Annotated in this window: 19 protein-coding genes; 11 read left to right on the top strand and 8 right to left on the bottom strand. The window is 70.3% G+C overall.

Annotated features, from left to right (window positions below; all coding sequences use genetic code 11):
• Positions 1–9 precede the first annotated feature (9 nt).
• Entirely contained in the window at positions 10–1,161 is a 1,152-nt protein-coding gene (locus C5E07_RS03325; RefSeq protein ID WP_104298434.1) for a glycerate kinase, read from the bottom strand.
• A 101-nt stretch (positions 1,162–1,262) separates the two neighbouring features.
• On the opposite strand from C5E07_RS03325, the gene C5E07_RS03320 reads away from it, so the two are divergent.
• The 4 genes from C5E07_RS03320 (at position 1,263) to C5E07_RS03305 (ending at position 5,751) form a co-directional block, all read left to right on the top strand.
• Complete coding sequence (locus C5E07_RS03320) at positions 1,263–2,300, top strand: LacI family DNA-binding transcriptional regulator (protein ID WP_104298433.1); 1,038 nt, start codon at positions 1,263–1,265, stop codon at positions 2,298–2,300.
• 198 nt (positions 2,301–2,498) lie between these two features.
• Positions 2,499–3,656, top strand: coding sequence for a Gfo/Idh/MocA family protein (locus tag C5E07_RS03315; protein WP_104298432.1), 1,158 nt, complete (start codon positions 2,499–2,501; stop codon positions 3,654–3,656).
• Positions 3,657–3,670: 14 nt separating this feature from the next.
• Positions 3,671–4,876, top strand: coding sequence for a dihydrodipicolinate synthase family protein (locus tag C5E07_RS03310; RefSeq protein WP_374953184.1), 1,206 nt, complete (start codon positions 3,671–3,673; stop codon positions 4,874–4,876).
• On the top strand, positions 4,873–5,751 hold the full coding sequence (locus tag C5E07_RS03305; RefSeq protein ID WP_104298430.1) for a sugar phosphate isomerase/epimerase: 879 nt from the start codon (positions 4,873–4,875) through the stop codon (positions 5,749–5,751). The genes C5E07_RS03310 and C5E07_RS03305 overlap by 4 nt, the downstream gene beginning before the upstream one ends.
• Before the next feature lie 258 nt (positions 5,752–6,009).
• Here the strand turns inward: C5E07_RS03305 and C5E07_RS03300 are convergent, their stop codons facing one another.
• The 3 genes from C5E07_RS03300 to C5E07_RS03290 form a co-directional block, all read right to left on the bottom strand.
• Positions 6,010–6,834 (bottom strand): ABC transporter ATP-binding protein, encoded by an 825-nt coding sequence (locus C5E07_RS03300; RefSeq protein ID WP_104240556.1) that lies wholly within the window; start codon positions 6,832–6,834, stop codon positions 6,010–6,012.
• Positions 6,831–7,880: an ABC transporter substrate-binding protein gene (locus C5E07_RS03295; protein WP_104240555.1), complete on the bottom strand. Its 1,050-nt coding sequence runs from the start codon at positions 7,878–7,880 to the stop codon at positions 6,831–6,833. Before C5E07_RS03295 ends, C5E07_RS03300 begins: the two co-directional genes overlap by 4 nt.
• A gap of 62 nt (positions 7,881–7,942) precedes the next feature.
• Complete coding sequence (locus C5E07_RS03290) at positions 7,943–8,791, bottom strand: ABC transporter permease (RefSeq protein WP_104240554.1); 849 nt, start codon at positions 8,789–8,791, stop codon at positions 7,943–7,945.
• 238 nt (positions 8,792–9,029) lie between these two features.
• Between C5E07_RS03290 and C5E07_RS03285 the strand changes: the two genes are divergently transcribed.
• Positions 9,030–10,340 (top strand): NAD(P)/FAD-dependent oxidoreductase, encoded by a 1,311-nt coding sequence (locus C5E07_RS03285; protein WP_104298429.1) that lies wholly within the window; start codon positions 9,030–9,032, stop codon positions 10,338–10,340.
• A 111-nt stretch (positions 10,341–10,451) separates the two neighbouring features.
• Here the strand turns inward: C5E07_RS03285 and C5E07_RS03280 are convergent, their stop codons facing one another.
• The 3 genes from C5E07_RS03280 to C5E07_RS03270 all read right to left on the bottom strand — a co-directional run bounded on the left by C5E07_RS03280 (position 10,452) and on the right by C5E07_RS03270 (position 12,582).
• Positions 10,452–10,634, bottom strand: coding sequence for an antitoxin (locus C5E07_RS03280; protein ID WP_104240552.1), 183 nt, complete (start codon positions 10,632–10,634; stop codon positions 10,452–10,454).
• 96 nt (positions 10,635–10,730) lie between these two features.
• On the bottom strand, positions 10,731–11,501 hold the full coding sequence (locus C5E07_RS03275) for an NADPH-dependent F420 reductase (protein WP_104298428.1): 771 nt from the start codon (positions 11,499–11,501) through the stop codon (positions 10,731–10,733).
• Positions 11,494–12,582: an LLM class flavin-dependent oxidoreductase gene (locus tag C5E07_RS03270; protein ID WP_104298427.1), complete on the bottom strand. Its 1,089-nt coding sequence runs from the start codon at positions 12,580–12,582 to the stop codon at positions 11,494–11,496. Before C5E07_RS03270 ends, C5E07_RS03275 begins: the two co-directional genes overlap by 8 nt.
• 96 nt (positions 12,583–12,678) lie before the next feature.
• Here C5E07_RS03270 and C5E07_RS03265 point away from each other — a divergent pair, with 96 nt between their 5' ends.
• Genes C5E07_RS03265 through C5E07_RS03245 form a run of 5 tightly spaced genes read left to right on the top strand, consistent with a single transcriptional unit; the run spans position 12,679 to position 15,499 of the window.
• Positions 12,679–13,170, top strand: a complete 492-nt coding sequence (locus C5E07_RS03265) for a MarR family winged helix-turn-helix transcriptional regulator (RefSeq protein WP_104298426.1) — start codon at positions 12,679–12,681, stop codon at positions 13,168–13,170.
• Positions 13,163–14,305 (top strand): NAD(P)-binding domain-containing protein, encoded by a 1,143-nt coding sequence (locus tag C5E07_RS03260; RefSeq protein WP_104298425.1) that lies wholly within the window; start codon positions 13,163–13,165, stop codon positions 14,303–14,305. Before C5E07_RS03265 ends, C5E07_RS03260 begins: the two co-directional genes overlap by 8 nt.
• A gap of 37 nt (positions 14,306–14,342) precedes the next feature.
• Positions 14,343–14,531 carry a hypothetical protein gene (locus C5E07_RS03255; RefSeq protein WP_146080494.1) on the top strand — a complete coding sequence of 63 codons (189 nt, stop codon included), beginning with the start codon at positions 14,343–14,345 and terminating at the stop codon, positions 14,529–14,531.
• Positions 14,532–14,571: 40 nt separating this feature from the next.
• On the top strand, positions 14,572–14,874 hold the full coding sequence (locus C5E07_RS03250; protein ID WP_104298423.1) for a cupin: 303 nt from the start codon (positions 14,572–14,574) through the stop codon (positions 14,872–14,874).
• 22 nt (positions 14,875–14,896) lie between these two features.
• The gene (locus C5E07_RS03245) at positions 14,897–15,499 is read left to right on the top strand and encodes an LppP/LprE family lipoprotein (protein WP_104240545.1); all 603 of its coding nucleotides are present in this window, start codon (positions 14,897–14,899) and stop codon (positions 15,497–15,499) included.
• Here C5E07_RS03245 and C5E07_RS03240 read toward each other — a convergent pair.
• Positions 15,496–15,891 (bottom strand): SdpI family protein, encoded by a 396-nt coding sequence (locus C5E07_RS03240; protein WP_104298421.1) that lies wholly within the window; start codon positions 15,889–15,891, stop codon positions 15,496–15,498. The two genes, C5E07_RS03245 and C5E07_RS03240, sit on opposite strands and share 4 nt — an antisense overlap.
• Positions 15,892–16,544: 653 nt before the next feature.
• On the opposite strand from C5E07_RS03240, the gene C5E07_RS03230 reads away from it, so the two are divergent.
• Entirely contained in the window at positions 16,545–16,922 is a 378-nt protein-coding gene (locus tag C5E07_RS03230; RefSeq protein WP_104298420.1) for a zinc ribbon domain-containing protein YjdM, read from the top strand.
• Positions 16,923–16,935: the final 13 nt, after the last annotated feature.

The raw sequence follows: 16,935 nt of genomic DNA, 5'->3' as shown, positions 1-16,935 counted from the left end.
GCAGGCGGGTCAGAACTCGACCGTGCCCGCCATCCGCTCCCCCGCGACCTCGACCCAGTCGAGCGTCTCGTCCATGGCGCGCTGGCCGGAGCCGGCGAGCTCCGACAAGGACACGATGCTGACCCCGTCCCGCGCAAGCACCGCCCGCTCGTCGGCGCCGAGGCCCACACGGCCAGCGATCACCCCGAAGCGTGCGCCTTCCTCCTGCGCGAGCTTGCGCACGAGCGAGGGGACCTTGCCTGCCTCGGACTGGGCATCGAAGCTGCCCTCCCCGGTGATGACGAGGTCGGCCCCGCGCAGCAGCTCCCGCAGGCCGACCGCCTCGGCGACCGCCACGGCGCCCGCCGAGACCTCCGCGCCGACCGCGAGCAGGCCGAATCCCGTGCCGCCCGCCGCACCGGCACCCGGATGCGACGCGAGCGCGAGGACATCGCCGCTCGCCTCCGGCGCCCCGTCGAGCACCTGCGCGAGCCGCGTGAGCCCGGCCTCGAGCAGGGGAACATCGTCAACGGATGCGCCCTTCTGCGGCCCGAATACGGCGGCGGCCCCGAGCACCCCGAAGAGCGGGTTCACGACATCGGTCAGCGCGACAAGGCCGTCGGCGGGGAGCCGGACGAGCCCGGAGATGTCGACGCTCTCGAGCGAGTGCAGTCCGCGATTCCCGAGCGGGATGTCAGCGCCAGCGGCGTCGAGGAACCGCACGCCGAGCGCCGACAGCATCCCCGCGCCGCCGTCGGTCGACGCGCTGCTCCCCAGCCCCACGAGCACTCGCCTCGCGCCGTGCTCCGCCGCGAATCTGATCGCCTGACCGAGCCCGATGGTCGACGCTCGGGCGCACGACTCGCGGTCCACCCCGTCGAGCAGCGCGATGCCGCTCGTCTCCGCCAGCTCGACGACCCAGGTGCCGTCCGGGAGCTCCACGAGCTCAGCGTCAACGGGGGCACCGAGCGGCCCCTCGACGCGCACCGATGCCACTCGCGCGCCTGGAACCGAGCCGGCGATGGCCGCGGTCGTCCCCTCGCCGCCATCGGCCATCGGCACCTCGACGCACTCGTCCCCGGGCCTGGCGCGAAGCCAGCCCCGCCTGATCGCCGCGGCGACCTCGGCCGCCGAAGCGGTGCCCTTGAACGAATCCGGTGCGATGACGGTGCGGCGCTGCATGCCCCCAACCTACCGACCGGAACGCGCCCGAGGAAAGCGTTTCCCGCTAGGCTCCAGATATTCAGGGCGGCGCGCACCGTCGCGCGCCGGGGAGGAGACACGTGAGTCGACACGGAAACCACGTCACGCTCGGCGAGGTCGCGCAGGCGGCCGGCGTCTCGATCGCAACCGCCTCGCGCGCCATCAACGGCAGCGCTGGCAGGCGCGTGAACGAGGAGATCAAGAAGCGCGTCCAGGAGACCGCCGACCGGCTCGGCTACTCACCCAACCTGAGCGCGCAGGCCGTCGCGAGGGGCGCTTCCTCGACCATCGCCGTGGTCGTGAGCGACATCGCCGACCCGTACTTCAGTGCCATCGCGGCGGGCGTCATGCGCGGCGCCGAGGAAGCCAACCTCATCGTGACCATCGCCGCCGCCGAGCGGAGCGTCACGAACGAGCTCGAGATCGTGCGCACCCTGCGCGGGCAGCGCCCCCGCGCCATCATCCTCACCGGGTCCCGGCGCATCGACGACCCGCAGCAGGCGGCCCTCGAAGAGCAGCTGCTCGCGTACGACGCCTCCGGCGGGCGTGTCGTGCTCGTCGCCCAGGCCCCGTCCCCCTTCGACGTCGTCGAGCTCCGCAACCGCGACGGCGCGCAGGAGCTCGCGCGTCAGCTCGTGAACCAGGGCGGCCGGAGGTTCGGGATCATCACCGGGCCCCTGGAGCTGCTCACCAACCGAGACCGAGTGGATGGCTTCACCGAGGGGCTCGCGGAGTCGGACCTCGGCATCGACGACGACGCCGTCATCTCCACCTCCTTCACCCGCGACGGCGGCTACGAGGCGCTGCGCACGCTCCTCTCCCGCTTCCCGGACACCGACACCATCTTCGCGACCAGCGACCTCATGGCCACGGGCGTCCTCACCGCCCTCCGAGACCTCGGCAAGGAACCCGGCCGCGACGTGTCGGTCGCCGGCTTCGACGACATCGCGCTCGTCCGCGACGTGACCCCTCCCCTCACGACCGTCGTCGCACCCCTGAGCGACATGGGCTACCGCGCCGTGCGCCTGGCCCTCGCGGAGCGCGGCAAGGACGGCCCTGTCGTCCTGCCCGTGAACACGGCCGTCGTCATCCGCGAGAGCACTCCGCGCCGCGGCTGACCCGTTCGCCAAGGCGTCCGCGACGCCACCGGTGACACCACCCGCGAGATCTCCTGCGAAACTCCCCGCGAGACCTCCCTCGACTAGGCCAGCAGACCAGGCCCAGGCACCCCGCTTCGATCTCGCGCTTGTTTCGGTAAGCGCTTTCCAATACGCTGGTCGAAGTCTCAACGCCGAGACTCAGACGAGAGGATGGATATGACCACGGACAAGCTCGGGATCATCGTCAACGGCGCGACGGGGCGCATGGGCTACCGCCAGCACCTCGTCCGCTCACTGCTCGCCCTCCGCGACGAGGGCGGCATCCCGCTGTCGGACGGCACGCGTCGCCCGATCGAGCTCTACCTCGTCGCCCGCAACGAGGAGCGCCTTGGCGAGCTGGCCGCGAAGCACGGCATCGACAAGTACACGACCGACCTCGACGTCGCCCTCGCCGACGAGGACTTCCCCGTCTACTTCGACGCCCTCATCACGCGGCTGCGCGTCCCCGCGATCCGGAAGGCCATCGCCGCAGGCAAGGCCATCTACACCGAGAAGCCCACGGCCGAGAGCTACGCCGACGCGCTGGCCCTCGCCGAGGAGGCGGAGGCGGCCGGCGTCAAGAACGGCGTCGTCCACGACAAGCTCTACCTGCCGGGCCTCATCAAGCTGCGCCGCCTCATCGAGAGCGGCTTCTTCGGCGAGATCCTCTCGGTGCGCGGCGAGTTCGGCTACTGGGTCTTCGAAGGCGACTGGCAGCCGTCGCAGCGACCGAGCTGGAACTACCGCTCCGAGGACGGCGGCGGCATCGTCGTCGACATGTTCCCGCACTGGAACTACGTCATCGAGAACCTCTTCGGCGAGATCTCCTCCGTCTACGCCGAGACGCGCACCCACATCCCCGAGCGCGTCGACGAGGCGGGAAAGCGCTACACGGCAACCGCCGACGATGCGGCGTACGCGATCTTCGACCTCGCCGACGGACCGATCGTGCAGTTCAACTCGAGCTGGACCGTGCGCGTCAACCGCGACGAGCTCGTCGAGATCCACGTCGACGGCACGCACGGGAGCGCCGTCGTCGGCCTCTTCGGCGCCAAGGTGCAGCCCCGCAACGTCACCCCGAAGCCCACCTGGAACCCCGACCTGCGCGACGAGCACGACTACTCCGCGGACTGGATCGAGGTGCCGCAGAACGACGCCGTCGACAACGGCTTCAAGCTGCAGTGGATCGAGTTCCTCCGCTCGGTGCTCGAGGACGGCACCCACGACTACGACTTCCGCTCGGGAGCCAAGGGCATGCTGCTCGCCGAGGCCGCACTCGAGTCGAACGCGTCTGGCCGCCGCGTGTCGCTGGCAGATCAGGCGGGTGCGAAGTGACGGCGACGCAGGTGATCGACAGCACGCGGACGGCGACCGGCACTCGGCTCGCCCTGCTCTCCCCCGCTGGCGAGTCGTCGCGGGTCGAGCTGCTCGAGGCCCCCGCCTTCCAGCGCCCGACGGGCGCGCTCCGCTCCCGCGAGCTGTACGCGGCGGCGCACGTCATCCCCCGCGCGACGGCCGACAACGTGCCTGGCGCACCTGCCGACATCGACTGGGATGCGACGCTCGGCTACCGGCGGCAGCTCTGGTCGTGGGGGCTCGGCGTCGCCGATGCCATGGACACGGCGCAGCGCAACATGGGGCTCGACGCTCGTGCGACGCGCGAGCTCATCGCCCGCAGCTCCGCGGCGGCGCGCGAGGAGGGCGGCAGCATCGCCGTCGGCGTCAACACCGACTCCCGCACGGAGGAGGTGCTGACCCTCGACGAGATCGAGCACGCCTACCTCGAGCAGCTCGAGTTCGCTGAGGAGCAAGGCGCGCTGCCCGTCATCATGGCGAGCCGCCACCTGGCCCGCGCGGCGCAGTCCCCCGCCGACTACGCCCGCGTCTACACGCGCGTGCTCGGCGCCGTCTCCTCGAAGGCGGTGCTGCACTGGCTGGGCACCGCGTTCGACCCGGCTCTGCGCGGCTACTTCGGCGCCGACGCCTGGCAGCAGGCATCGGATCTGGTCATCAGCCTCATCGAGGAGCACGCCGACAAGGTCAGCGGCATCAAGATGAGCCTCCTGGATGCGGACGCCGAACGGGCCGTTCGCGCCCGCCTCCCCGAGGGTGTCACGATGTTCACGGGCGACGACTTCAACTACGTCGAGCTGATCGAAGACGACGCGGACGGCATCCACTCCGACGCCCTCCTCGGCGCGTTCAGCGTGCTCGCGCCGAGCGCATCCGCCGCCGTGCAGGCCCTCGACGCTGGCGACCCCGCTGGGTTCCGGCGCATCCTCGAGCCGACGCAGGAGCTGTCGCGGCAGGTCTTCGCCGCCCCCACCTTCTACTACAAGACGGGCGTCGCGTTCCTCAGCTGGCTGAACGGCCACCAGGATGCGTTCCAGATGGTGGGCGGGCTGCACGCGGCCCGCAGCCTCCCGCACCTCTCGCGCATCGTGGAGCTCGCGAACACGTCCGGGGCGCTCGAGCGGCCCGAGCTCGCGGCTGAACGCTGGCACGCGATGCTGCGCCTCAACGGCGTCGACGCCACCTCGGGGGTGCTCGCATGAGCGCGCACCCCCGCCTGTCGATCAACCAGGCGACGATCAAGCACGCCTCGCTCCGGCAGGCCGTCGATGCGACCGTGCGTCAGGGCGTGCAGAGCATCGGGCTGTGGCGGGAGCCGGTCGCGGATGTCGGCCTCGCGGAGGCGGCGCGCATGCTCGCCGACTCCGGGCTGCGGTTCTCCAGCCACTGCCGCGGCGGGTTCGTGACGATGCCGGAGGGCGCTGAGCGTCGGGCGGCCATCGACGACAACCGCAGGGCCATCGAGGAGGCGGCGACGCTCGCCGCGGCCGGCGCTCCCGGGTCGTCGGCGTCGCTCATCATCGTCGCGGGAGGCATGCCGGAGGGCAGCCGCGACCTCGCGGGGGCCCGCGGCCGCCTCGAGGAGGCCATCGCCGAGCTCGCGCCCGAGGCGCAGGCGGCGGGCGTCACGCTGGTGCTCGAGCCCCTGCACCCCATGTACGCGTCCGACCGGGCGGTGCTCTCGACCCTCAAGCAGGCGCTCGACCTCGCCGATCGTGTCGGGAGCCCCGCCGTCGGCGTAGTCATCGACTCGTTCCACGTCTGGTGGGATCCGGATGCCCAGGAGCAGATCGCCCGGGCCGGGAGAGACGGCCGAATCGCCTCGTACCAGGTGTGCGATTGGGCAACTCCCCTCCCCGCCGACGTGCTGCTGAGCCGCCACCTCCCGGGCGCCGGGATCATCGACTTCGCCGAGCTCACGAGCTGGGTCACCGATGCCGGCTACACGGGCGACGTCGAGGTCGAGGTCTTCAACGCCGAGCTGTGGGCGAAGGACTTCGACGAGGCGCTCGCCGACACGGTCGAGGCCTTCGGAACGCACGTCGGCACCCACCTCGCGCTGCCGGTGCGCGGCTGAGGCCAGACCCGCACGAGCGAGCAGAGCGCCTGCCCCGATCCGGGGCAGGCGCTCTGCTGTGTGCCTGCGCTGTTCTGCCGGAGCACGGGATGGGCGTACCGGCGCTGCTCCGCCGGGACCCGGGCGAGGGCGTGCGGGCGCACGGTGCCCGCGCTGCTCCGCCGGGACCCGGGCGCGGGCGTGCCGGCGCACGAAGAGGCCCGCCCACCTTGCGGTGAGCGGGCCAGGTGCTTCGAGGGTCGCGGTTCGGCGGGGCGTTCAGTCGCCGCCGAGAGGGCTGCCGAGGAGTTCGCGGATGCGCCCGGCGACCTTGTGGAAGCGCGGGTCCTCGAGCGTCGGCTCGTATTCGCGTTCGCGCGGCAGGTCGACGTCGAACTCCTGGATGATCGTGCCGGGGCGCGGCCCCATGAGCACCACCCTGCTCGCCAGGTAGACAGCCTCGGGCACGGAGTGCGTCACGAGGAGCACGGTCAGGTCGGTCTGCGCCCAGAGGCGCTGGAGCTCGACGTTGAGGTGCTCCCTCGTGAGCGCATCCAGGGCCCCGAACGGCTCGTCCATGAGGAGGACATCGGGGTCATGCAGGAGGGCCCGGCACAGCGAGACGCGCTGCTGCATGCCGCCAGACAGTTCGTGCGGGAGGGCCTTCGCGAAGTCGGTGAGGCTCGTGAGCTCGAGGAGCTCGTCGCACCGCTTCGACGCTGCCGCCTTGTCGAGGCCTCGCATCTCGGCCTGGAGCAGGATGTTGCCGCGCACGTCTCGCCACGGCAGCAGGGCCGGTCGCTGGAAGACGAACCCGACGTCCTGCCGCGGCGAGGTGACTCGGGAGCCGCGCAGCTCGATGGTTCCCTCGGTCGGCACGGTGAGGCCGGCGACCGCCCGCAGCAGGGTCGACTTCCCGCATCCCGACGGCCCCACGATGGAGACGAACTCCCCCTTGCGGACGTGCAGGTCGACGTCGCGCAGCGCCTGCACGCTGCGTCGCTTCGTCTCGAAGCGGATGCCGACGTCGTCGATGCCGAGCAGGTAGTCCTGGTGGCCGCCCGCCGAGGAGGGCGCCGTGCGCTCGTTGACCGTCATGCTCATTCTGCCGCTCCGCTCGGCTCGAAGCTCGCGTCGAAGTAGTCCTCGACGGGCTTCGCCTCCTCGATGAGCCCGGCCGTGGAGAGCACCTCGATGGTCGCCTCCCAGTCTCCGGTCGTGTTGACGCCGGGGGCGTTGCCGTCGCTCTCGGGGGATGTGAGGAGCGGGATGGTGTTGTTCCACTGCTCGATGAGCACTTCGGCCGCGGGCATCTGCGGGTCCTTGCCGTCCATGGCGGCGACGGCATCCTCAGGCGCCTCGGTGGCTGCCGCGTACGCCTCGGAGGTCGCGGCGACCATGTTCTCGACGAGGTCCGGGTTGCTCTCGATGAGGTCGGTGTTGGCGATGAGGCCATTGCTGAAGAAGTTCAGTCCGACATCGGAGTACTTCAGGTAGGTGACGTCCTTGCCGCTCTGCGCGGCGATCGTCGGGCCCTGGTCGTGGGCGAAGCCGATGAGCCCGTCGACCTGCTCGTTGATCATCGCGGCCATCTTGCCGGCGGCGTCGAGGTTCTGCTGCGTGACATCCCCCTCTTCCAGGCCGGCGGCTTCCAGGTAGAGCGGGAACGTCGTCGTCGGCGCGTCTCCCGCGGAGGTCGCGATGGTCTTGCCCTTGAGGTCGGCGGGCGTCGAGATGCCGGAGTCGGTGAAGACCTGCACGGCGGACGGCGTGGTCTGCAGGAAGACCCCGACGCTGCGGATGCTCACGCCCTTGTCGATGTTGGCGAGCACGGCCGGGGTGTCTGCCCAGCCGAAGTCCACCTGCCCTTGGCCGACGGCCTGGGCGGTCTTCGTCGACCCCTGGCCCGCCTGGATCGTGAGGTTGATGCCGTGCTCTTCGAAGATGCCCTGTTCGACCCCGTAGTAGAAGGGGGCGTGCTCGCCGTACGGGTACCAGTTGAGCATGAGCGTCACGTCGGTGAGGCCGGCTTCGCCGTCGGCTCCGGCGGCTCCCGGTTCGGGGGATGCGTTGCCGGAGCACGCGGTGAGGAGGAGCGCGCTGGCGGCGACGGCGGTGACGAGCCCGTTGCGGATTGTCTTCTTTGACATGAGGGGCCTTTCCAGTTGTGGGTCGAGGCGGTGAGGGTCGAGGTGGTGGGAGATGGCTGCTGTCAGCTCTCGAGGTTGCGACGCGACGCGTGCCAGGGCACGAGGAAGCGCTCGGCGACGAGGATGACGGCGAAGAGGAGGATGCCGAGGAGGGACATGATGATGAGGGCGGCGAACAGCATGGCGGTGTCGACGTTGCCGTTGGCCTGCAGGATGACGTAGCCGAGGCCAGCGTTGGCGCCGACGAACTCGCCGACGACGGCTCCCGTGACGGCGAGCGTCGCGGCGACCTTCATGCCGGAGAGCAGCTCCGGCAGCGCGGCGGGGAAGCGCACCTTCACGAACGTCTTCCATCGTGAGGCGCCCATGGTGCTCGTGAGCTCCAGGATCTCGGGGTCGATCGTGCGGAGACCGCTGATGCCGGCGATGACGATGGGGAAGAAGGCCATGAGCACGGCGACGAGGATCTTCGGTTCGGGACCGAACCCCATCCACACGATGAAGAGCGGCGCGATGGCGATCTTCGGGATGACCTGCGCGAACAGGATCAGCGGGTAGAAGGTGCGCTCGAGGGTGCGGGAGTAGACCATGATCACGGCGACCGCGACGCCGAGGACCACGGAGAGGGCGAAGCCGATGACGGTCTCGACGGTGGTCACCCACGTGTTGTCCCACAGGTACTGCGGGTTGTCGGTGAACGCCGCGAGGGTGTCGGCGGGCGAGGGCAGGATGTAGGAGGCGACGGTTCCGGTCTCCGTCACCGCCCACCAGGCCGCGAACGCGACGATGAGGAAGATGGCCGGGTAGGTGTAGCCGGAGAGTCCCTTGGCGATGGAGCGTCGCTTCACGGGTGGGGGCGTTGCGTCAGTCGGCGAGCCGATGACTGGGGTGTTGGTGGTTGCGCTCGTCATGCGGAGCTCCTTACAGCGTTGTAAGAGGGGACTCGGTCGAACGCGGCACCCGGTTGAGCTCTCACGGTGGGTAACCGCTTTCCCGATTGCTCCAACATAACGTGGAATGATCCGCGAGACAACCGTCAGTGATCCAGGGAGCGCTTTCCGATTCGCCGCACGCGCGAGCCCGAGCAGCGGGCAACTCCCCGCCCCCGCTCCCAGGCGCCACCCGAGCTCGGTTCGTAGCCTCGAGCACATGAGCGCTTACGACTACTTGATCATCGGCGGAGGAATGGTCGCGGATGCGGCCGCCCGCGGCATCCGCGAACGAGACGACACGGGCACCATCGGCATCCTGAGCGCCGACGTCGACGAACCCTACGCGCGGCCCGCGCTCTCGAAGAAGCTCTGGGTCGACCCCGACTTCACGTGGGAGCAGACGCCGCTCGGCACGAGCGACGCGACGGGCGCCGAGATCACGCTCGGCACGCTCGTGACGGGCATCGACCGCGAGGCGAAGACCGTCACGACCGACACCGGCGAGACCGTCAGCTACGGCAAGCTGCTGCTCGCGACGGGGTCGAAGCCCGTCGAGATCGACGTGCCCGAGAGCACGCGCATCCTCTTCTTCCGCTCGGCGAGCGACTACCGACGCCTGCGCGAGCTCAGCGAGGGCAACGCCCACGCGGTCGTCGTCGGCGGCGGATACATCGGCACGGAGATCGCGGCGGCCCTCGCGCAGAATCACGTGGAGGTCGACCTGGTCTTCCCCGACGAGGTGCTCGGCGCATCCACGTTCCCGCCGTCGCTCGCCGAACGATTCCAGGAGCTGTTCGTGGAGCACGGCGTTGGGCTCGTGCCCGGGCGCCGCGTCGAGCGCGTGCGCGCCGAGGTGCGGGCACCCTACGACGAGGCGACCGCGGAGGCAGCCGAGGCAGCCGAGACCGCCGAGACCGCGGAGACCGCGACTGGCGCCCCCTCCCCCGCGACCACCCCGGATGGTGTGACCGTCGTGTTCGACAACGGAGCGGAGACGGAGGCCGACTTCGTCGTGTTCGGCCTCGGAGCGAAGCCCGTCGTCGACCTGGCGGAGGACTCCGGCCTCGTGGTCGACGACGGAGGCGTGGTCGTCGACGAGCAGCTCCGCACCATCGACCCGGCCATCTGGGCGGCCGGCGACATCGCCGTCTACCCGGACCCGGTGCTCGGCCAGACGCGCGTCGAGCACGTCGACAACGCCACCGAGATGGGGGCGGCCGCGGGCCGTTCGATGGCGGGCGCCGCCGAGCCGTACTCGCACACCCCGTACTTCTACTCGATGGTGTTCGGCATACGGTGGGAAGCGGTCGGCACCCTCGACCCCGAGCTCGACGTGCTGGACGCGCCGCTCCCCGAGTCCGGCGAGTCCGACCAGAGCCGCGTCAGCTACTTCCGCGACGAGTCGGGGGCACCCGTCGGCGTGCTGCTCTGGGACGTCGGCGAGAGCGAAGCGCTCCGCGACGCGGCCCGAGCCGTGATCGACGACGGCGTGACGTCGACCGAGGAGCTGCGCACCCGCATCCGCTGACACCGTCCGATCAGCGTCAGCACCAGCGCCAGCGATTGCCCGCCAGCAGACGACGAAGGCCCGCCATCTGGGCGGGCCTTCGTGGTCTGCGGCAGCGCCGCGACGGCGGTGCTACTCGGTGCCGACTGCCGCGTCGGCGCCGTCGCGCATCTTCTGGATGTGCTCGTCGTGCTGGTTGCCGATCGCGGTGTCCGCGTGATCTCCGGCCGCGTCGAACGCGTGGTCGGTGAACTGCTCACCCTGCTCGCTGTTCGCCGCCTGCGCCGCCTTGTCGCCGATGTTCTCGAATACCATTCGGTCTCCTTCACTTCGTCGGTTCGGCGCGATTGCGCCATGCGACGAGTCCAGCATCCGCACGTGGATGCGCGGTGTGCGGCAGCTTGGCGCGACTCAGGATCGCGGTTGCCCGGCTGGTACCGTGCCCATCCGTTCCTCGCGGAGGGCCTCGAGTTCGAGGCCCCGCTCGGTGCTCGGGAAGCGCGCGGCGGTCGAGCGCACCTCCGCTGCGGCGAAGTTCGCGCCGAAGAGCTCGCTGCCCGGCTGCAGGGAGAAGCTGTCGTGCAGGGTGCCGACGAGCACGGGGTCGAAGCCGGCGGCATCCACGAGCAGCGAGGCACCGGTGATGTCCGCGGGGTCGTCGCCCGCGATGCCGATCCCTCGCCTGCCGACAGCACCTGCGGGCTTCGGCCCCTCGTCGAGGTCGTGGTACCCCATGTGGTTGAAGGCCTTGACGACTCGCGACTCGGAGAGCAGATCCTGGACGAGCTCGCTTGTTGCCGTGAACGGGTCGTTGAGGTCGTCGCGCACGCCGTCGATCTCCCACCAGTAGTTCATGGCGTCGATGACGAGCTTCCCGCGCAGCTCGTCGCGGGGAATCGCCTCGTGCCCATCGAGCGGCAGGGCCTTCCCGAGCGGCAGCGCGAGGATGACGACGTCGGCCTGCCGGACCACCTCGGCGCTGGTGCCCGTGGTCGCGCCGGGCACGAGCACATCGATGATGAGCTCGATCTTGCTCGGGGAGCCGGAACCCGCGATGAGCACCCGGTAGCCGCTCGCGATGAGGAGGCGAGCGAGGACCGTGCCGACCTTGCCGGCCCCCAGGATGCCGATCGTGGGCAGGCTCGCTGCCGATCGACCCGGGGTGAGCTCAGCGTCAGACATTGATGGACTCCTTCGCGAGCAGGGCGCGCACGCGGGGTGCGACCTCGGTGCCGAGCAGGGTGATGGTCTGCGAGCGTGCATCGACCGGCAGGCCGATGACGTCGTATTTGAGGTCGAAGCGGCTGATGCGCAGCGCGTCGACCATGCGCACGATCTTCTTCGCGACCGTGTCCGGGGAGCCGACGAAGAGGGCGCCCGTCTCGAGCTCCTGGAGGTAGCGGTCCTTCGTGGGCGGGGAGAAGCCGCGCTCCCTGCCCATCATCTCGACCATGGGCTTCCACGACTCCCACCAGGTCTCGGCCGCTTCCTCGTCGGTCTCGGCGACGAGGCCGAGCGCGTGCTGGCCGACGCGATTCGCAGGCATCCCGAACTTCTCGAGCGCGCGATGGTAGAGGTCGACGTGGCCGGCGAATCGCTCGGGCTGGCCGCCGATGATAGCGAGCATGAGCGGCAGACCGTAGCGCGCCGCCCGCACGACCGAGTCGGGGCTGCCGCCGACGCCGACCCACGTGGGGATGCCGCCCGGGCGCATCGTCGGGTGCAGAATCTGGTCGACGAGCGGCGCGCGGACCGTACCAGACCAGGTCACCGAGGAGTTGCGCTGCAGCTGCATGAAGAGGTCGAGCTTCTCCTCGAAGAGCTGCTCGTAGTCGGCGATGTCGTAGCCGAAGAGCGGGAACGACTGGGTCTGGGATGCGCGCCCCACGACCATCTGCGCGCGCCCGTTCGAGAGCGCGTCGAGGGTCGAGAACTCGGTGTAGAGGCGCACGGGGTCGTTCGTGCTGAGGACGGTGACGGCGGAGCCGAGCCCGATGCGCTCCGTCGCCGTGGCGATGCCAGCGAGGATGACGGGGGTCGCGGAGTCGACGAAGCCCTCCCGGTAGTGCTCGCCGATGCTGAAGACGTCGAGGCCGACTCGCTCGGCGAGGCGCGCCTCGTCGACGAGCAGGCGCACCGTCTCGGCGTCGGACATCGGACGGCCGTCGACGTTCGGCACGTCGCCGAACGAGTTGAGGCCGATCTCGAATCCGAACTGGGCTGCATCCACTGCGCTCATCTGCGTGCCCTTCTGCGTGCTCATGGGTCCTCCAGGTAGTTGACGCGTCAATCATGCATCCGAGTAGTTGATATGTCAACTACGTGGCATGATGGGGGCGACACGAGCGACGGAGGACCCATGGGCACGCAGAAGCGAACGCAGATCAGCGCCGAGGAGCTGCGGGTCTGGCGCGGGTTCATCGAGACCACGAGCGTGCTGAACTCGCGCCTCGCGAGCCGCATGCAGAGCGAGTCAGCGCTCTCGACGGGCGACTACAGCGTCCTGCTCGCATTGCGCGAGGCGCCCAGCCGCTCCCTGCGCTCGTCGGAGCTCGCGGCGACGATCGGCTGGGAGCGCAGTCGCCTCTCGCATCAGCTCGGCCGCATGGAGAAGCGCGGCCTCCTGCGCCGCGACCCCTGCGCCGACGACACTCGGGGTTCGGTGGTGAGCCTCACCGAGGAGGGCGCCGCCGCGTTCCGGCGCGGCTCGGTGCCCCACCTCAAGGCCATCCAGGAACTCTTCCTCGACGCCCTGTCGCCCGAGCAGCTGACCCAGGTGGCGTCGATCACGGAGGCCCTGCGCGAGCGCCTGGGGCTCGACGAGGCGGAGGGCGGCGCCGACCGTGTCTGAGGCACCACGCTCCGCGACGGTCGTCGTCATCGGCGCCGGCCAGGCGGGCCTCTCGGCCGGCTTCCACCTGTCGCGGCGCGGCTTCGCGAGCGCCCTCAACGAGCCGGACGCCGAGCGCACCTTCGTGCTGCTGGATGCGAACCCCAAGCCGGGCGGCGCGTGGCAGCACCGCTGGGAGTCCCTGACGATGGCGACCGTGAACGGCATCTTCGACCTGCCCACGTTCGCGCGCACCCCTGGCAGCGAGGACGAGCCGAGTCGCGACGCGGTGCCCCGGTACTTCGCCGAGTTCGAGCGCGCGAAGCCCCTGCCCATCCTGCGCCCCGTTCGGGTGCTCGAGGTGTCGCGCATCGATGACGACCCGCAGGGAGCGCTCCTCGTCGCGACCGACGGCGCCGGAGGGTGGCGCGCCGACGCGATCATCAACGCGACCGGAACGTGGAACAACCCGCTGCTGCCGAGCATCCCTGGCCAGGATTCGTTCCGCGGCACGCAGCTGCACACGCGCGACTACGTGTCGGCGTCGGCCTTCGAAGGCCAGCGGGTCGCGGTCGTCGGCGGCGGCATCTCGGCGGTGCAGCAGCTCGAGGAGATCTCGCGCGGCGCGCAGACGTTCTGGTACACGCGACGCGAGCCGGTCTTCCTCGAGAACGGCTTCAACCCGGAGGTGGAGGGGCGCAGCACCATCGCGAAGGTGACGGCCGACGTCGAGGCGGGCGAGCCGTCGAGCAGCGTCGTCTCGTACACGGGCCTCGGCTGGTCGCCCTACGCGGTAGCGGCCCGGGATCGGGGCGCGCTCGAGCGGCGGCCCATGTTCACCGCCATCGAGCCGGACGGCGTGCGCGAGGCCGACGGGTCCTTCACGCCGGTCGACGCGATCCTGTGGGCCACGGGGTTCCGCGCCGACCTCGCGCACCTCGACGGGCTCGGGCTGCGCAACGCCCGAGGCGGCATCACGATGCGCGGCACGCAGGTCGCCGACGAGCCGCGCATCCACCTCATCGGCTTCGGCCCGTCACAGTCGACGGTCGGCGCGAATCGGGCGGGACGCGACGCGGTGCGGACGATCGAGAAGCTGGGGCTGCAGCGGAGCGAGCGCCCCGCGGACCCACGGGAGCCCGGAGTCCGGCGGTGATGTGCGGCCGCCCAGCCTCGGTGCGTACGGTCGCGGCATGACCACCCCACAGAACGTGTCCCCCGCATCCGACGACTCGACCGGCGGCGAGAGCCTGCGCGACATCATCGAAGAGGTCGAGAGCGAGCACGGACGCGAGGGTGCAGCCGCGATGGCCGACAAGCTGCGCGACCGCACCGAGGAGACGAAGCAGGAAGACGAGGACCCGGCAGAGGAGCAGAACTAGGCGCACGCGTGGCACGCACCGCAGCCGCTAGCGTCGTGACATGACCCGCCCCAGCGCCACCCCAACCATCCAGGTCGACGACGATCGCTTCCGCGTGACCGAGTGGCGGTTCGCGCCCGGAGCGGAGACCGGCTGGCACACCCACGAGCTGCCCTACGTGGTGGTGCCGCAGACCACCGGCAGCCTGACGGTCGAGACGACGTCGGCGAACCCGTTCGCCATGGAGTGCACGGCGGGTGTCAGCTACAGCCGAGAGCCCGGAGCCCACCACAACCTCGTCAACGACCGCGACGAACCGTTCACGTTCGTGGAAATCGAAGCAAAAGCCGGGCCATCCGCCTGAGTCGCGGTGCTAGGTTGCGGGCATGGCTCCCCGCTTCCTGACACCATCTGTCGTCGCGTGTGCGGCGTTGACGCTGGTCGCGCTGACCGGATGCTCGCCGTCGGCGGCCCCCGAATCCGCCGCCCCGACCGTCACGGTCACGCAGACCGTTCCGGCGTCGGCACCGCCGGCCAGTCCGGCGGAGACGGCAACCGCCACGCCGGAGGTGCCGGCGTGCTCCGGACTCACGCAAGAGGAAGCCGTCTCGGCGTCGATCGGCTCCATCGCCCCGTTTCCGGGCCTCGAGTCGAACGAGTGGGTCGCCGCCACGCCAGACGCGGCAACGTACGACGAGTGCGCGGAACTCTCCTACGTCGTGGTGACGCTGTCTGGCGGCACCGTCTCCACGCCGTGCCACATCATGCTCTTCAACCAGGGCCGCTACCTGGGCACCGCAACCGCGGACGCGTACGGCTTCCTGCCCAGCGTCGCCCGCCTGGACGACGCGAGCATCGAGGTGACCTACACGTACACGCTGCCCGGTGAGGCGAACGCCGAATCGAGCGGGCGGGTCCAGGCGACCTTCACGTGGGATGAGGACACGCAGTCTGTGGTCATGGACGGCGACGTGCCACCCACGGACTAGGCGTCAGGCTCGTCTGCAGGCTTGGCGCCGGGAGCTTTCAGCACGGCTTTCGCAGCCTGGACGCCCACGCGAGCCCCGTAGAGCACGAATCCGAGCAGCGCCCCGCATCCGCCGAGCACAACCACCGCGATCCCCCACTCCGGCATCGGGATGAGGACAACAAGGCCGGTCGCCAGCGCGAGGTATCCGGCGATCATCGTTGGGCGCTTCGCCCGCACGTGCGCCGCGACCCACGCCACATCGCTCGACATCGTGCTCGGCGTGCGGATGCCCGCGAGCGAGTTCCGCTGCAGCTGACCGGAGGCTGCCGCGCTCGCCATCCAGACCACGAGGAGTCCGGATCCGATCATCACGAGCGAAAGTACGCTTCTGAGCACCAGGGAGTCGTCCATCCGCCCCAGCCTAGCCGGACCGGTCCGCTCGCCCCGCGGCTCGCTCCACCGCCGCCGCCGCTCGCCCCACCGCCGCCGCCTCCGCCGCCGCCTCCGCCAATGGGGCACTTTCACCCCACCCGAGCGCTCCACACGGGGCGAAAGCGACCCATACGCGAGGCTGTGGGATATGCCCGCCCACGATGGGCCACTTCCACCCCACCCGAGCGCTGCACACGGTGCGAAAGCGACCCATACGCGAGGCTGTGGGATATGCCCGCCCACGATGGGGCACTTTCACCCCACCTGCGCGCTCCACACGGTGCGAAAGTGACCTACACGCGAGGCTGTGGGATATGCCCACCGACGATGGGGCACTTTCACCCCACCCGAGCGCTGCACACGGTGCCAAAGTGACCTACACGCGAGGCTGTGGGGTATGCCCGCCCACAATGGGGCACTTTCACCCCACCTGCGCGCTCCACACGGGGCAAAAGTGACCTATCGGCGACGGTTGCCGACGCCCGCTGACGCCTGCCGACGCGAGCGGCCGCCAGTCAGACGAGCTCGGGTCGGCGGATGCACGAGGCGCGGGATCGGCGAGATCGGGCCGCCCGGTGCCCTAACGTGGTCGATGTTCCCTGATCGGCGAGTTCTCCTGGAGGCCACCTTCGATGCCTGAGCAGCTGCCCCCGTGCCCGGAATGCGCGAGCGACCTCGCCTACGAGATGGGTGCGCTGCTGGTCTGCCCGATGTGCGGGCACGAGTGGGCGCCGGGCGACGCCGACGCTGGCAGCGACCGCGACAGCGACAGCGACGCGGCACCGGCGATCAAGGATGCGGTCGGGAACGTGCTCGCCGACGGCGACTCCGTCACGATCGCGAAAGACCTGAAGGTCAAGGGCGCGGGCGGCGGAACCGTGAAGGTCGGCACGAAGGTCAACGGCATCCGCCTCATCTCCGACGGAGTCGGCGACCACGACATCGACGCGAAGGTGCCCGGCTTCGGGCAGATGCAGCTGAAATCGAGCGTCGTCAAGAAGGTCGTCTGACCGGCCGCAGCCA

Source organism: Pseudoclavibacter sp. RFBJ3 (assembly GCF_002931375.1).
Taxonomy (GTDB): Bacteria; Actinomycetota; Actinomycetes; order Actinomycetales; family Microbacteriaceae; genus Pseudoclavibacter.
This window is presented reverse-complemented; position numbering and strand designations above follow the sequence as displayed.

Excerpts from the sequence above, each read along its gene's own strand:
- C5E07_RS03315 (WP_104298432.1), top strand. The coding sequence starts at position 2,499 with ATGACCACGGACAAGCTCGGGATCATCGTCAACGGCGCGACGGGGCGC.
- C5E07_RS03275 (WP_104298428.1), bottom strand. The coding sequence starts at position 11,501 with ATGTCTGACGCTGAGCTCACCCCGGGTCGATCGGCAGCGAGCCTGCCC.
- C5E07_RS03290 (WP_104240554.1), bottom strand. The coding sequence starts at position 8,791 with ATGACGAGCGCAACCACCAACACCCCAGTCATCGGCTCGCCGACTGAC.
- C5E07_RS03305 (WP_104298430.1), top strand. The coding sequence starts at position 4,873 with ATGAGCGCGCACCCCCGCCTGTCGATCAACCAGGCGACGATCAAGCAC.
- C5E07_RS03245 (WP_104240545.1), top strand. The coding sequence starts at position 14,897 with ATGGCTCCCCGCTTCCTGACACCATCTGTCGTCGCGTGTGCGGCGTTG.
- C5E07_RS03280 (WP_104240552.1), bottom strand. The coding sequence starts at position 10,634 with ATGGTATTCGAGAACATCGGCGACAAGGCGGCGCAGGCGGCGAACAGC.
- C5E07_RS03295 (WP_104240555.1), bottom strand. The coding sequence starts at position 7,880 with ATGTCAAAGAAGACAATCCGCAACGGGCTCGTCACCGCCGTCGCCGCC.
- C5E07_RS03250 (WP_104298423.1), top strand. The coding sequence starts at position 14,572 with ATGACCCGCCCCAGCGCCACCCCAACCATCCAGGTCGACGACGATCGC.
- C5E07_RS03230 (WP_104298420.1), top strand. The coding sequence starts at position 16,545 with ATGCCTGAGCAGCTGCCCCCGTGCCCGGAATGCGCGAGCGACCTCGCC.
- C5E07_RS03325 (WP_104298434.1), bottom strand. The coding sequence starts at position 1,161 with ATGCAGCGCCGCACCGTCATCGCACCGGATTCGTTCAAGGGCACCGCT.
- C5E07_RS03285 (WP_104298429.1), top strand. The coding sequence starts at position 9,030 with ATGAGCGCTTACGACTACTTGATCATCGGCGGAGGAATGGTCGCGGAT.
- C5E07_RS03270 (WP_104298427.1), bottom strand. The coding sequence starts at position 12,582 with ATGAGCACGCAGAAGGGCACGCAGATGAGCGCAGTGGATGCAGCCCAG.
- C5E07_RS03265 (WP_104298426.1), top strand. The coding sequence starts at position 12,679 with ATGGGCACGCAGAAGCGAACGCAGATCAGCGCCGAGGAGCTGCGGGTC.
- C5E07_RS03240 (WP_104298421.1), bottom strand. The coding sequence starts at position 15,891 with ATGGACGACTCCCTGGTGCTCAGAAGCGTACTTTCGCTCGTGATGATC.
- C5E07_RS03300 (WP_104240556.1), bottom strand. The coding sequence starts at position 6,834 with ATGAGCATGACGGTCAACGAGCGCACGGCGCCCTCCTCGGCGGGCGGC.
- C5E07_RS03255 (WP_146080494.1), top strand. The coding sequence starts at position 14,343 with ATGACCACCCCACAGAACGTGTCCCCCGCATCCGACGACTCGACCGGC.